We start from the raw sequence: 14032 nt of genomic DNA, 5'->3' as shown, positions 1-14032 counted from the left end.
GTCACTCCTCGGTGCGGGGTTCGACGACGGGGTGGTGGCAGGCGACGTACTGCCCGGGCCGGATCTCGCGCAGCTCGGGCTCCTCGGCCGCGCAGCGCTCGGTGGCGAGCGGGCAGCGGGTGCGGAACCGGCAGCCCGAGGGCGGGTTCAGCGGTGAGGGCAGCTCGGTGGCGGCGGCCGACGCGCTCAGCTCGCGGTCGCCGGCGCCGGGGATCGAGGCGAGCAGCATCTGCGTGTACGGGTGCGCCGCGTCCTGCTCGATGCGGCCGGACGGGATCACCTCGCAGGTCTTGCCGAGGTAGAGCACCATCACCCGGTCGCTGATGTTCTTCACCACCGACACGTCGTGGGCGATGAAGACCATGCTCAGGTCGTAGCGCTCCTTGGTGCGCTCGAGCAGGTTGAGGATCTGGGCCTGCACCGACACGTCGAGCGCGGAGACCGGCTCGTCGCAGATGAGGACCTCGGGGTTCATCATCAGGGCCCGGGCGATGCACACGCGCTGGCACTGGCCGCCGGACAGCTCGTGCGGTCGCCGGTCCCAGACCACGTCGGGATCGAGGCCGACGGCGGACAGCGTCTCGCGGACGAGGTCCTCCTTCTCCTGCTTCGTGCCCTCGAAGCCCCAGATCGCCAGGCCCTCGGTGACCAGGTCCTTGACCTTGCGACGCGGGTTCAGCGACGACGTGGGGTCCTGCATGATCATCTGCATCCGCGAGCGCGCCTTGCGCAACGGCCGCGAGGTGAGTCCGGTCAGCTCACGCTCGCCGAGGCGGACCGTGCCCGACGTCGGCGACGGCAGCTGCATCACCGCGCGACCGGCGGTGGACTTGCCGCAACCGGACTCGCCGAGGATGCCGAGGGTCTCCCCCGGCAGCAGGTCGAGGCTCAGGCCCGAGACCGCGTGCACCTTCTGCCCGCGGCCGACGGGGAACTCGACGACCATGTGGTCGACGGTGAGGACGGGCGCCTGGTCGGGGCGCAGGTGCGCGGTTCCGCTTCCGGCCATCAGCTGATCTCCTCTGCGAGGGCGGCCCGCGGCGCGCCGAGGTCGACGTCGGGCAGCGGGAAGTGGCAGGCCGCGACGTGGGACGTACGCCGCACGCCGATCTCGAGCAGCTCCGGCTGCTCGGCGGTGCAGCGGTCCTGCACGTAGGGGCAGCGCGGGGCGAACCGGCAGCCGTCCGGCGGGTTGGCCATGTTCGGCGGCGAGCCGACGATCGCGCGCAGCGTGGTGTGCGGCGGGTCGGACAGGCGCGGGATCGAGGCCAGCAGGCCCTCGGTGTAGGGGTGCCGGGGGGCTTCGAACACCTCACCGGTGGCGGACCGCTCGACGACGCGTCCGGCGTACATCACCTGCACCCGGTCGGTGCGGCCGGCGACGGCGCCGAGGTCGTGGCTGATCAGGATGGTCGCCATCTGCCGGCTCTCGGCCAGCGAGGTGAGCAGGTCGAGGATCTGCTTCTGCACGGTGACGTCGAGGGCCGTGGTGGGCTCGTCGGCGATGAGCAGCCTGGGGTCGCAGCACAGCGCCATCGCGATCACGACGCGCTGCCGCATGCCGCCCGAGAGCTCGTGCGGGAACTGGCTCATCCGGCGTGCGGGCTCGGGGATCCCGACCTGGCGCAGCAGGTCGATCGCCCGCTCCGCAGCGGCCTTCTTGTCCAGGCCCAGGTGCAGCCGCAGGGCCTCGGTGATGTGGGTGCCGACCCGCTTGACGGGGTTGAGGCTGGTCATCGGGTCCTGGAACACCATCGCGACCTCGGAGCCCCACAGCTTGCGGCGCTGCTTGGCGCTGATCGCGTGCACGTCCTGGCCGGCGATGCGCACGGCGCCGTGCACCCGAGTGGCGTGACCGGTCGTGATCAGGCCCATGATGGTGCGGCCGAGGACGGACTTGCCCGAGCCGGACTCGCCGACGATGCCGAGCGTCTCGCCGGCGCGCAGGCTGAGCGAGACGCCGTCGACCGCGCGGACGAGGCCGCGGGCGGTCTGGAACTCGGTTCGGACGTCCTCGACCTCGAGAACGGTCTGGTCGCTCACAGCTTCGCACTCCTCGGGTCCCAGCGCTTCTGGGCCTTCTCGCCCAGCAGGTTGAACGAGAACACGGTCAGGAACAGGAACACGCCGGGCACCAGCACGATGTGCGGGTGCTCCTGCATGGTGCTGCCCTCCGCCTCCGAGATCATGTTGCCCCAGGTCGGCTCGGGCGCCTGGACGCCGAATCCGAGGAAGCTGAGCGATGCCTCGGCCACGATCAGCACCGAGATCATCACGACCATCATCGAGAAGATCGGCAGCACGACGTTGGGCACCAGCTCACGCCACATGATCCGCAGCTTGGTCGCACCCATCGCCCGGGCCGCGAGGACGAACTCCCGCTGCGCGAAGGCGATCGTGTTGGCGCGCGCCAGGCGGATCATGCTCGGGATGGTGAGCAGGGCCAGCGCCAGCGCGACGTTGCGCAGCTTCGGCTCGAGCACCGTGGCGAGCGCGATCAGCAGCACCAGGGGCGGGACCGCGAGCAGGGCGTTGGTGACGATGCCGATGACGCTGTCGACGCCCGAGCGCAGGAAGCCGGCCACGACGCCGATGCTGCCGCCGACGACGGTGCCGATCGCGACCGCCGAGAGGGCGATGACGAGCGAGGTCCGGGCGCCGTAGATCGAGCGGGACAGCATGTCGAGGCCGTAGTTGTTGGTGCCGAGGGGGTAGGCCGAGAGCAGCTTCGGAGGCTCGTAGATCGGCGCGTCGAGCGCCTTCACCACGTCGACGTGCTCGCCGAGGGGCAGCACCGGGGCGAGCAGGGCGACCACGGCCAGCAGCACCAGCCAGCCGCAGCACAGCCACAGCAGGATGTCCGGCCGGCCGCCGCGCACCGCCCACACGACCCGGGACAGGCCCTGGGCGAGCACGATGACGCCGGCCAGGAAGAGCACGGCCTTCACGAACAGCAGCAGCGGCGCGCTCCAGCCCAGGACGAGCAGGGCGAGGCCGGCGACGACCATCCCGGCGCCGAGGCCACCGAGGCTGCGGGCCGAGAGCTTCGACCCGACGGGGTTCTTCCTAGGCATGAGCACGGCGGGTCCTTGGGTCGAGGTAGCCATAGGAGAGGTCGATCCCGGCGTTGATGACGACGTAGATCGCGGCGATGAGGAGCACGGCGCCCTGCACCATCGGGAAGTCGCCGTTGTTGGCGGACTTGATGACCAGGCTGCCCATGCCGGGCAGCGCGAAGAGGTACTCCACGATCACGGTGCTGCCGATCAGCCTGCCCATGCTGATCCCGAGCAGGGTGACCAGCGAGAACGACGAGGGGCGCAGCGCGTCGCGCAGCAGGATCCGCAGCGGCGGCATGCCCTTGGCGCGTGCGGCGAGGATGTAGTCCTCGTGCAACGTCACGAGCAGGTCGTTGCGCAGCACCCGGGTGAACAGCGCGAGCTCCATCAGCGCGATCGTCAGCGCCGGCAGGAACGCGTGGTAGAGGTTGTCGAGCGGGCTGTCCCCGAAGCGCACCCACTGGGCCCGCGGGAACCAGCCCAGGCCGTTGGCGAAGATCGCGATCAGCAGCAGGCCGCCCAGGAACGACGGCACGGACAAGATCGCGAACATCGAGGCGCCGATGGCCCGGTCGACCAGGCCGCCCTCATGCGAGGCGCTCCACATGGCGAGCGGGATCGCCAGCACGAGCGCCATCAGCAGGCCCAGTCCCGCGAGCTCGACGCTGACGGGCAGCGCCGTGAGGACACGGTGGACGACGTCGCTGTTGGGCGGCACGAGCGAACGGCCGAGGTCGCCGGTCAGTGCGTTGCCGAGCCAGTCGACGTACCGCGCGAACACGTTGCCGTCGAGCCCGAGCTCGGCGCGCTTGGCGGCGTACTCCGCGGGCGTGTGGCCCTCGCCCAGCACGGCGACGGCAGGGTCGCCGGGCATCAGCGACACCATCATGAACACGCCGAAGCTGACCAGCAGCAGCACGGCGACCAGCTCGCCGAGCCGCAGCGCCAGGCGGCGGCTCATCGGGCCGCCCCAGGGCCGGCCGGCGTGGCTGGCGCGGCCGGCATCGGATCCAAGGACATCCGCTCGCATCCCTTCAGGCAGTGTCGGGGAGCGTGCTCCCCCAGGACGTCCGGCAGCGTAGGTCGGCCGCTGTGGCGGGCGACACAGGTCCTCCCGCTCACCGGGAGACCTCCTGGCCGGGCCGCGCCAGGTGCTTGTCGATGAACAGGCCCTCGGCCCGGACGAGGACCTCCTCGCCGCTCGTGATCGTGCCGTGCGACCAGATCTTGCGGCCCTCGACCCGCTCCTGCCAGCCGCGCACGACCAGGTCGGTGTGCAGCGGCACCGGACGCTCGTAGCGCAGGGTCAGGGTGCCGGTCATGCCCGACGTGCCGGCGTGCGCGTTGGCCACGCCGAGGGTGTGGTCGAGCAGCAGGGCGCTGATGCCGCCGTGCACGCAACCCGGCGGGCCCTGGTAGGGGATGCCGAGGTTGACGGTGCCGGCCACCGATCCCCCGTCCTCGGCGCAGAGCACGAGCGGCGGCGCGATCGCGTTCTCGGGTCCGGTGACCGGGTCGTGGCGGGTCACGCCCTCCCCCGACCACATGTCGACCATCCGGTCGGCGAGCTCGGGGGCGAGGCCCTCGACCTCGCCGGCCATCGCGCTCAGCCGTCGGGCCAGGTCGTCGAGGTCGAGGTCGACCCGGCCGCCGGCGGCCAGGAGCGCCGCCGCGAGGCGTCGTACGGCGGCCACGGCGGTGTCGATGCCCGACTCGTCGGGTCGTGCGGTGAGCTCGGTCAGCGTCATCGGGACACCTCCGCGACAGCGTGGCTGAGCACCGGCCGGTCGCCGCGCTCGGGGCAGTACGCCGAGAGCGCGAGCCGGTCGCCGTCGCGCCAGACCGAGGTGCGGATCGTCTCGCCGGGGACCAGGGTCCCGGCGAAGCGGACCGCGAGGCTGCGCAGCCGGCCGGCGTCGCCGTCGAGGAGTCCGTCGACGAGCGCCTTCGCGACGATTCCGTACGACGCGAGGCCGTGCAGGATCGGCCGGTCGAAGCCGGCGGACGCGGCGAAGGCCGGCTCGGCGTGCAGCGGGTTCAGGTCCCCGTTGAGGCGGTAGAGCAGCGCCTGCCCCGGGTCCGTGGGGCTGTCGAGGACGTGGTCGGGAGCGCGGTCGGGAGCGCTCCACGAGGTGTCCGGCCCCGGCTCGCCGCCGAAGCCGCCCTCGCCGCGCGCCCAGACCTGCATCTGCGCGGTCCACAGCGGACCGTCGGCGTCGGTGACCCGGTGCTCGAGCACGACCACGGCGGCCTTGCCCTTGTCCCACACGTCGGCGACCCGGGTGCTGAGCTCGGCCGTGCCGGCGGCGGGGATCGGCCGGTGCACGGTGAGCGCCTGGCCACCGTGCAGGACCCGGCGCAGGTCGACGTCGATGCCGGGCATCCGCATCGCCGGAGCGTGCTGCTCGTCCCCGGCCGAGATCGTCCTGCCTGCGACCACCGCGAAGGTCGGCAGCACCTGGAGGTCACGCTCGAAGGTGTAGGCCAGCTCGGGGTCGACGTCCGCGTGCCGGCCGGCGCCGAGGGACAGGTGGTAGAGCAGCACGTCGCGCCGGGTCCACGCGATGGTGCGGACCGCCGGCGGTGCGGCGAGGGCGGTGGCGAGGTCGATCGGCATCGGGTCCCCGCTCAGTAGTGCTCGGCCGGGCGCAGCGTCGCCTCGGCGCCGCCGTCGACGTAGATGACCTGTCCGGTGACGTGGCTGTTGGCCTCGCTGACCAGCCAGGCGAGCAGCTCGGCCGGCGCCTCCGGCTCGGCGTACCCGTTCAGCGGCATCGGCACGGCGGCGTCCATCACCGCGCGCATCCTCGGGTCGTCCACCAGCCCGGCGCTCATCGGCGTGAGGATGACGCCGGGGGCGATCACGTTGAGCGGTACGCCGGCGTCGGCCCAGCCGGGCGCGATGCAGGTGGTGCGTGCCCAGCGAGCGATGGCCGCCTTGGTGGACGGGTAGATCCGGGTCGGTGCTCCCTGCTCGACCAGGGCTGCGGCACGGTCGGTGGCGGCCGCCGTACGGCCGGCAAGGAGGAGGTCGACCAGCTCGGGGTCGTTGGGCTGGGTGCCGGAGATCGAGCCCACCACGGCCACCCGGCCGGCCTCGGAGGCGGCCAGCGCCGGCTGCAGGCCCTCGACGAGCTCGACGGTGCCGGCGTAGTTGACCTCGACCATCAGCGGGCTCGGGACCGAGGTGCCGGCGCAGGTCACCAGACCGTCGAGGACGCCGTCGCAGCGCTCGGTGATGCCGGCGACGGCGGCGGCCCTGCCCTCGGCGCTCGCGAGGTCGACGACCAGGTCCGCCTCGACCCGGTCGACGGTGATGACGCGGTCGCCACGGGCCTCGAGGATCCTCACGAGGGCCGCGCCGATCCCGCTGGCGGAACCGGTGACGGCGATGGTGCGGGACATGGACTTCCTCCGTGCTGTGTCTGGGCTGCTGGGTCAGATGTGGGAGCCGCCGTCGACCCGCAGGTCGAGGCCGGTGAGGTAGGACGCGTCGGGCGAGGCGGCGAAGGCGATCGCGGCCGCGACCTGCTCGGGACGCGCCGGGCCGAGGGGCGAGCGGATCCGGTCGAACGCGCTGAGGTCGAGGCCGGGCTCGACGGCGACCGAGCGGGTCAACGGGGTGTCGACGGTGCCCGGTGAGACCGGCACGACCCGGATCCCGCGGCCGACGAGCTCGGCGGCGAGGCTCAGCGAGAAGCCGAGGACCGCGCCCTTGGAGGCGGAGTACGCCGACATGTAGGGGTTGCCGTGAGCGGCCGACGTCGAGGCGACGTTGACGATCACGCCGGTGCCGTCGGGGAGCAGCGGGACCACCTCGCGGCAGAAGAGCGCCGTACCGACCAGGTTGATCTCGAACAGGTCCCGCAGGTCCTCGACCGAAAGGGACGCGATCGGTGTCGTGCGGTGGGCACCGGCCACGTTGACCAGCGCCTCCACGCTGCCGAGCTCGGCGTGCGCCGCCCGGACCGCGGCGACGACGGCTGCCTCGTCGGTGACGTCGACGACGTCGGTCATCACCCGGCCGGTCCCGACCGAGGTCGCCACCGTGTCGGCCAGACCGGCCGCGTCGCGGTCGACGGCGAAGACGGCCGCACCCTCGGCGACCAGTCGCACGACCGTGGCCTGGCCGATGCCCGACGCGGCTCCGGTGACGATGACGTTGGTGCCGCTGAACCTCTGCATGCCCCGGAGACTAGGGACGATCGCGTCGCCGGGCCGTCGCGGTCACCGGTCAGTGGGAGTGGCGCTGGCTCAGTCCTCGAGCGGACGCAGCAGCAGCGCGCAGGCGGCCCGGATGTCGTCCTCGGCGTCCTCGATCGAGAACCGGTTGTTGAGCAGCGAGACCAGGGTTCCGAACCAGCAGGAGATGATCAGCCGGACCTGGCGTTCGGCCTCCTCGGTCACCTCGCTCATCCCCGCGGCGCGCTGGACGATCCGCGCGAAGCGCACGTCGTCGAAGGCCGACTCCTGGGAGCCCATCGCGTAGGCCTGGCTGTTGGCCTGGATCATCGCCAGCGAGAGCTTCGGCATCCGGGCCATCTCGCGGCTGATCCGGATCAGCAGGTCGGCCACGCCGGCGGCCGGGTCGGCCACGGCGACGACCTCGGGCTGGTCGTACTCCCCCACCCGCCAGCGCATCACCGAGCTGAACAGGTCCACCTTCGAGGGGAAGTAGCGGTAGAGCGTGGCGATCGCGACGTTCGCCTGCTTGGCGACGTCGTTCATCTGGACGTGCTCCAGGCCGTGCTCGGCACCGAGCTTCGCCGCGGCCCTCAGGATCCGCTGGTAGCGGTCCTTCTGGACGCTCGAGCTCGGCTTGGCCGCAGGCCGGCCCTCGGCGATCCGTGGCACTGCTGACTCCCTCCGGTGGCTGCGTCCCGATGGTCGGACCAGACGGGGGCGATCGGGTCGAATGCTACCGGTCAGTGGGATCCCGGACGGGTCGAACGGCCGCCGCAGCCCTTCCGGTGAGTGGGACCGACGGCACCGGCCGTCGTACGGCGCCGGACAGACTCGCCGGACCAGACATCCGTGCCCGGCGTACCTGCCACCGGCGCGACGAATCCTCGAGGGGAGATCCGCACATGACCGCAGTCGGAGACGAGGTCCGCCACATCGAGTCGGGTCCGCCGCCCACCCGCTTCGCACGCGGCTGGCACTGCCTGGGGCTGGTCCGCGACTTCAACGACGGCAAGCCCCACCAGATCAACGCCTTCGGCCAGAAGCTCGTCGTGTTCGCCGGCGAGGACGGCGCGATCAACGTCCTCGACGCGTACTGCCGCCACATGGGCGGCGACCTGTCGCAGGGCGAGGTCAAGGGCAACGAGATCGCCTGCCCCTTCCACGACTGGCGCTGGGGCGGCGACGGCCGCTGCAAGCAGATCCCCTATGCCCGCCGGGTCCCGCTGCGCGCCCGCACCGCCGCGTGGCAGACGATGACCCAGGACGGGATGCTCTTCGTCTGGAACGACCCAGAGGGCAACCCGCCCACCGAGGACGCCGTCATCCCGCGGATCGAGGGCTACGACAACCCCGAGTGGACCGACTGGGTCTGGTACACCACGACGATCGAGGGCTCCAACTGCCGCGAGATCGTCGACAACGTCGTGGACATGGCGCACTTCTTCTACGTGCACTTCACCTTCCCGACATACTTCAAGAACATCTTCGAGGGCTCCGTCGCCACCCAGCTGATGACCGGCACCGGCCGCGAGGACGTCGCCCGCCCGCAGAACAGCGGCGACGGCCCGCGCAGCACCGGGACGACCTCGACGGCGGCGTACTACGGACCGTCGTTCATGATCGACGACGTCACCTACCACTACAGCGACGGCAACGACATGCCCACGACGCTGATCAACTGCCACTACCCGATCGACGCGAACTCGTTCGTGCTGCAGTACGGCATCATGACCAAGAAGCCGGCCGGCGTGGAGGACGAGGCCGCCACCGCCACCGCGCGCAAACTCGGCGACTTCATCCGGATCGGCTTCGAGCAGGACGTCCAGATCTGGCGCAACAAGGCCCGCATCGAGAACCCGCTGCTGTGCGAGGAGGACGGGCCCGTCTACCAGCTGCGTCGCTGGTACGAGCAGTTCTACGTCGACGCCGCCGACGTCACCCCCGAGATGACCGAGCGCTTCGAGTTCGAGATCGACACCACGAAGCCCAACGAGGCCTGGCGGCACGAGGTCGAGGAGAACATCGCCAAGCGCGCGGCCGCCTCCGGCCAGCCGGTCTGATGGCGGTCCGGCCCGACGTCCGGCTCGACGACGCCCCGATGCAGCCCGTCTCGTGCGGGACCTGCGGCGCGCTCGTCGAGGCCCGGAAGAGCTCGTGGGACCAGACCAGCATCCAGTGGAACGACGCGGCGCTCGCCACCTGCATCGAGCGCCGCGCCTCGACCCCGCGGCCCGGACCCAACGGCGCCACCTTCACCGGCTGCGCCGCCCTGCGCGAGGCGATCCGGGAGGCCGCCGTACGCGGCACCCTGGACGTCGTGGACGACGAGCCACTGAAGACCAACCCCGATCACCATCGCGACCAGCACGACACGGAGGTGCACGCCTGATGGGCGTCGACCTGGAACGCCACGGCCCCTGGGCCGTCATCGCCGGCGGCTCGGAGGGCGTCGGTGCGTCCTTCGCCCGGCAGCTCGCCGAGACCGGCCTGAACCTGGTCCTGCTGGCTCGCAAGCCCGGGCCGCTGGAGGAGACGGCGGCCGGGTGCCGCGAGCTCGGGGTCGACGTCCGCACCCTGGCGGTGGACCTCACCGACCCGGACGCCGTCAAGCAGGTCGCCGAGGTCACCGACGGCCTCGAGGTCGGTCTGCTCGTCTTCAACGCGGGCGCCAACACCTACGGCCACGAGTTCGTCACCGGCGACCTCGACCGCTTCCAGGGCGTCATCGACCTCAACGTCACCGCCCAGCTCGCCCTCGTCCAGCTCTTCGGCGCCCCGATGCGCGAACGGCGCCGCGGCGGCATCCTGCTGATCGGCTCCCTCGCCGGCTACATGGGCTCGGCCCAGATCAGCATCTACGCGGCCGTGAAGTCGTTCTGCCGGGTCTTCGCCGAGGGCCTGTGGCTGGAGATGCAGGAGTACGACGTCGACGTCCTCGAGTTCGTCCTCGGCGTCACCCGCACCCCCGCCATGGAGCGCGCCGGCCTCAACTTCGACATCCCCGGCATGCACGTCTCCGAGCCTGACGACGTCGCCCGCCAGGCCCTCTCCCTGCTCCAGGACGGCCCGGTACGGGTCGCCGCAGGCAACGAGAAGCTCGCCGAGATCCGCAGCGGCCACGACCGGTCGGCACTCGTCCGGGACGCGCTGGCCAAGTCCAGGAAGCTCCTCCCTGCCGCCTCCGAGTAGCGACCCGGCACGAAGTGGCTCCTAATAAGCGCTGACCCGGCACAAAAGAGCTCCTGATACGCGCTGACCCGGCACAAAGTGACCTCGCGTTCCGGCCGACCCGGACGAACGATGTCTCTCGCGACGGGCATGTCACGCTCTCGTCCACAGGCCGTGGGGCGCCATGGTTGGCCGCGGCCTCCGCGAGGCACGCGGCCAACCATGAGACACAGCGACCTCGAACACCTGTCCTTCCTGCCCGCCGACTTCCCGCTGCCGCTCGATGTCCCGTTCACGACGGCCACCGCGCGTCGTGAAGCCGGGCTGTCCCCACGCCAGCTGGCCTGGCTGGTCGAGCAGGGATTCCTGCGCCGCCTCGTCCGCAGCGTGTACGTCGCCAACCCGGTCCCCGACAGCCTCGAGCTCCGCTGCGCGGCCCTGCGGCTCGTCGTACCCGCGGACGCGGTGGTGTGCGACCGTCATGCCGGCTGGCTGCACGGCGCCGACATGGTGCTCGCGCCCAACGAGCACCTGCACCTCGCGCCGGTCTGCGTCTTCCTGCCCGCGCCCGGCCGGCGCCTGCGCAACTGCCTGACCGCCAGCGGGGAGCGCAGCTTCGGCCCAGGCGACGTCGTGGAGCTCGACGGACTACGCGTCACCTCGCCGCTGCGAACGACCTGGGACCTCGGCCGCCAGCGGTACGTCGAGCCGTCACTCGCCGCGATGGACCAGATGCTCCGGCTGGGCCGGTTCTCCGCCGCGGAGCTCGTAGCCGGCGTACCCCGGTTCAAGGGGATGCGCTGGGTGACGACGCTGCGCCTGATGGTCGGGTACGTCGACGGCCGCGCCGAGTCCCCGCCCGAGTCGATCCTCCGGCTGCGCTGGCTCCAGGCCCATCTCCCTAGGCCCGTCCCTCAGCTCGAGGTGTACGACGTCGAGGGAACCTTCCTCGCCAGGCTGGACCTGGGGAACGAGGAGATCGCCTTCGCCGCCGAGTACGACGGCGCCGAGTGGCACTCGAGTCCCGACCAGCTGCGGCACGACCGGGATCGCCGCGCACTCGTGGAGAACGAGACGCCGTTCCGGGTCGTCGCCGTACGCAAGGAAAACCTCTTCGGTCCGCGTGCGGACGTCGAGGCAGTCCTGCGTCGCGGTGTCGCAGAGGCGCGGCGCGGTCGCGGTCTGGTTGCCTGACGGGCCACCTTCTGCCGGGTCGGCGCGATCCTCGGGCCACCTTCTGCCGGGACGGCGCGATCCACGGGCCACGTTCTGCCGGGTCAGCGGGACTGAGCAGCCGCCCGGCCGGCCCGGCGGCCGAAGAACGTCCCGTCGCCGAGCGAGGTGCCGGAGACGTACCCCTGCCCGTGCATGCCGGAACTGGCGCGTCCGGCGGCGTACAGCCCGGGGATCGGGTCGCCGCCGAGCGACAGCACCGCGCCGTCGACCGTCGTGTGCAGCCCGCCGAGGGTGAAGCCGGCGAACCCGGTGGCGCCGGGAGCGGCGCGGTGGGTCGGGTTGTGGAAGCCGATGCGCGGGTCGATCGCGGCGAACGGCCCCGTCAGCACCCGCGTCCAGCGGGCGTTCTTGTGGAACAACGGGTCCCCACCGCGAGCAGCGCCGTCGTTGTAGCCCGCGAGGGTGCGGGCCAGCGCGCCGGGAGGCATGCCGAGGTCGGACTCGAGCTCCTCGATCGTCTCGGCGGCGTACGACGGCACGGTGCCCCACAGGTCGGCCTCGTCGACCTCCTCGAGCGCCTGCCCGTCGACGACCACCCAGCACGGGCCGGGCTCGTGCAGCGCGGCGTGGCTGAACAGCCCCGGGTAGACGTCCTCGTTGACGAACCGCTCGCCGCGCGCGTTGACCAGCATGCCGCGGCACGCGAGCGCCGGGAGAGCGGTGTAGGCGACCTCGACGACCGACATCCGGCGCACGGCGGCGCCGACCGCCTGGGCCATCACGATGCCGCTGCCGTCGTCTCCCCCGTCGCTGACAACGCCGTGGCCGAGCAGGTCGGGCGCGTGCGCGCTGAGCATCTCGGGGTTGTCGGCGAAGCCGCCGGTGGTGACCACCACGCCGCGGCGGGCGCGGTAGGTGACGTCGTCGCCGAACCGCCGGGCGCGTACGCCGACGACGCGGCCGGACTCGACCACCAGCGACACCGCGCGGGTGTCGGTCGCGGTCACCACACCGGCCGACGCGCACGCGGCGACCAGACGGTCCATCACCAGCCAGCCGCCGAAGCCGCAGGTGGCGGGTCGGTGCCCGCGCGGGACGGGGCGGGCGAGCTCGTCGTACGGCCAGGCGTTCTCGCCCAGCCACATCAGTCCGTCGGTGGTCGGCGGCAGCCACGACGGTGCGTCGTAGAGCGACTTCTCGAACTCGAGCCCCAACGAGCAGAACCAGTCGAAGTGCTCGACGCTGCCCTCGCAGTAGAGGCGCAGCTTCTCCTCGTCGGCGTGCGGGCCGAGGGCCGCGCGCAGGAAGGCGAGCATGTTGTCGGCGTCGTCCTCGAAGCCCAGGGCCTCCTGCACAGCCGTCCCGCCACCGAGGTAGAGCTCGCCACCGGACTGTGCCGACGAGCCGCCCGCGCCACTGGCGCGTTCGAGGACCACCACCGAGGCGTCGGTGCGCCGGGCCTCGAGGGCCGCGGCGCCACCGGCGCAGCCGAAGCCGACGACGACCACATCGACGTCGTGCACGGCGTCGCTCACGCCGGCGGGAGGAAGGCGGCGAGCGGCTCGGAGCCGGACCAGTCGTGGCCCCAGTAGCTGTCGGCGGTGATCTCCTCGGCGGTGTAGAACGCCTCGTCGACGAGCATGCCCTCGCAGCCGTACTCCAGGTCCCAGCCGCCGGGCGCGCGCACGTAGAACGACACCATCTTGTCGTTGGTGTGCCGGCCCAGGGTCGAGGACAAGGAGAAGCCGGCCTTGTTGACCTTGTCGAGGGCGCGGCCGACCGCGTCCAGGCTGTCGACCTCCATCATCAGGTGCACCAGGCCGGGTGCCTCGCCGTGCGGCGCGGGGCAGACGGCGAGGCTGTGGTGGCGCTGGTTGACGCCCATGAAGCGCACCCGGCGCGGCGGCAGGGCCGCGCCCATCCGGATCGAGCCGCGCGGCAGGAAGTCGAGGACCTCGGTGTAGAACGCGACCGTCTCCTCGACCACCGTGGTCGGGAGGACGACGTGGCCCATCCCCTGCTCGCTGGTGACGAACCTCTGCCCGTGGCCGGTGAGGACCGGGCTGTGGTCGAGGACCGGGCCGAAGAAGACCTCGACCGGCGTACCGGCCGGGTCGTCGAAGCGGATCGCCGCCTCGACCCGGCGCTCGTCGCACTCCTCCTGGCTGAGCTCCTTGAACGGCACGCCCGCGGCCTCGACGGCGGCGGCGACCTCGGCGAGGCCGAACTGGTCGCGCACCTCCCAGCCGACGGCGACCACGCGGTCGACGTCGCCGGGCAGCACGACGAGCCGCGCGTGCCGCTCGTCCATGCGCAGGTAGAGGCCGTCGGCCACCGGCCCGGTGGTCTCCTGCATCGCCAGGCAGTCCACCGTCAGCTCGCGCCAGCGGGGCAGGTCCTGGCTCTGCACGATCAGGTAGCCGAGGCCACGGATCGCGGTCATC

15 protein-coding genes are annotated in these 14032 nt (G+C 71.9%); 4 read left to right on the top strand and 11 right to left on the bottom strand.

Annotated elements, in window-relative coordinates; translation table 11 throughout:
* Window position 1: 1 nt before the first annotated feature.
* From BJ958_RS01720 to BJ958_RS27515, 9 genes are all read right to left on the bottom strand, one after another.
* On the bottom strand, window positions 2-1009 hold the full coding sequence (locus BJ958_RS01720) for an ABC transporter ATP-binding protein (RefSeq protein ID WP_179724974.1): 1008 nt from the start codon (window positions 1007-1009) through the stop codon (window positions 2-4).
* Window positions 1009-2043: an oligopeptide/dipeptide ABC transporter ATP-binding protein gene (locus BJ958_RS01715; protein WP_179724972.1), complete on the bottom strand. Its 1035-nt coding sequence runs from the start codon at window positions 2041-2043 to the stop codon at window positions 1009-1011. Before BJ958_RS01715 ends, BJ958_RS01720 begins: the two co-directional genes overlap by 1 nt.
* Complete coding sequence (locus BJ958_RS01710) at window positions 2040-3074, bottom strand: ABC transporter permease (RefSeq protein ID WP_246319160.1); 1035 nt, start codon at window positions 3072-3074, stop codon at window positions 2040-2042. Before BJ958_RS01710 ends, BJ958_RS01715 begins: the two co-directional genes overlap by 4 nt.
* Window positions 3067-4020 carry an ABC transporter permease gene (locus BJ958_RS01705; RefSeq protein WP_179724970.1) on the bottom strand — a complete coding sequence of 318 codons (954 nt, stop codon included), beginning with the start codon at window positions 4018-4020 and terminating at the stop codon, window positions 3067-3069. Before BJ958_RS01705 ends, BJ958_RS01710 begins: the two co-directional genes overlap by 8 nt.
* A gap of 157 nt (window positions 4021-4177) precedes the next feature.
* A complete protein-coding gene (locus tag BJ958_RS01700; RefSeq protein ID WP_179724968.1) occupies window positions 4178-4807 on the bottom strand; it encodes a PaaI family thioesterase in 630 nt (209 codons plus the stop codon).
* On the bottom strand, window positions 4804-5676 hold the full coding sequence (locus BJ958_RS01695) for a MaoC/PaaZ C-terminal domain-containing protein (RefSeq protein ID WP_179724966.1): 873 nt from the start codon (window positions 5674-5676) through the stop codon (window positions 4804-4806). The genes BJ958_RS01700 and BJ958_RS01695 overlap by 4 nt, the downstream gene beginning before the upstream one ends.
* An 11-nt stretch (window positions 5677-5687) precedes the next feature.
* Window positions 5688-6464 (bottom strand): SDR family oxidoreductase, encoded by a 777-nt coding sequence (locus BJ958_RS01690; RefSeq protein WP_179724964.1) that lies wholly within the window; start codon window positions 6462-6464, stop codon window positions 5688-5690.
* 33 nt (window positions 6465-6497) lie between these two features.
* Window positions 6498-7244: an SDR family NAD(P)-dependent oxidoreductase gene (locus BJ958_RS01685; protein ID WP_179724962.1), complete on the bottom strand. Its 747-nt coding sequence runs from the start codon at window positions 7242-7244 to the stop codon at window positions 6498-6500.
* A 69-nt stretch (window positions 7245-7313) separates the two neighbouring features.
* Window positions 7314-7913 carry a TetR family transcriptional regulator gene (locus tag BJ958_RS27515; RefSeq protein WP_179724960.1) on the bottom strand — a complete coding sequence of 200 codons (600 nt, stop codon included), beginning with the start codon at window positions 7911-7913 and terminating at the stop codon, window positions 7314-7316.
* A 233-nt stretch (window positions 7914-8146) separates the two neighbouring features.
* Between BJ958_RS27515 and BJ958_RS01675 the strand changes: the two genes are divergently transcribed.
* From BJ958_RS01675 to BJ958_RS01660, 4 genes are all read left to right on the top strand, one after another.
* Window positions 8147-9304 carry a 3-ketosteroid-9-alpha-monooxygenase, oxygenase component gene (locus BJ958_RS01675; RefSeq protein ID WP_179724958.1) on the top strand — a complete coding sequence of 386 codons (1158 nt, stop codon included), beginning with the start codon at window positions 8147-8149 and terminating at the stop codon, window positions 9302-9304.
* Window positions 9304-9633, top strand: a complete 330-nt coding sequence (locus BJ958_RS01670) for a ferredoxin (RefSeq protein WP_179724956.1) — start codon at window positions 9304-9306, stop codon at window positions 9631-9633. The genes BJ958_RS01675 and BJ958_RS01670 overlap by 1 nt, the downstream gene beginning before the upstream one ends.
* On the top strand, window positions 9633-10433 hold the full coding sequence (locus BJ958_RS01665; protein ID WP_179724954.1) for an SDR family NAD(P)-dependent oxidoreductase: 801 nt from the start codon (window positions 9633-9635) through the stop codon (window positions 10431-10433). The genes BJ958_RS01670 and BJ958_RS01665 overlap by 1 nt, the downstream gene beginning before the upstream one ends.
* Window positions 10434-10634: 201 nt before the next feature.
* Entirely contained in the window at window positions 10635-11606 is a 972-nt protein-coding gene (locus BJ958_RS01660; protein ID WP_179724952.1) for a type IV toxin-antitoxin system AbiEi family antitoxin domain-containing protein, read from the top strand.
* Between the two features lie 83 nt (window positions 11607-11689).
* Here BJ958_RS01660 and BJ958_RS01655 read toward each other — a convergent pair whose 3' ends face one another.
* Together BJ958_RS01655 and BJ958_RS01650 are read right to left on the bottom strand one after the other, a co-directional pair.
* Window positions 11690-13123, bottom strand: a complete 1434-nt coding sequence (locus tag BJ958_RS01655) for an FAD-dependent oxidoreductase (protein ID WP_218865541.1) — start codon at window positions 13121-13123, stop codon at window positions 11690-11692.
* Window positions 13120-14031, bottom strand: coding sequence for a VOC family protein (locus BJ958_RS01650; protein WP_179724950.1), 912 nt, complete (start codon window positions 14029-14031; stop codon window positions 13120-13122). Before BJ958_RS01650 ends, BJ958_RS01655 begins: the two co-directional genes overlap by 4 nt.
* Window position 14032 lies beyond the last annotated feature (1 nt).

It is taken from the genome of Nocardioides kongjuensis (assembly GCF_013409625.1).
Classification (GTDB): domain Bacteria; phylum Actinomycetota; class Actinomycetes; order Propionibacteriales; family Nocardioidaceae; genus Nocardioides; species Nocardioides kongjuensis.
This window is presented reverse-complemented; position numbering and strand designations above follow the sequence as displayed.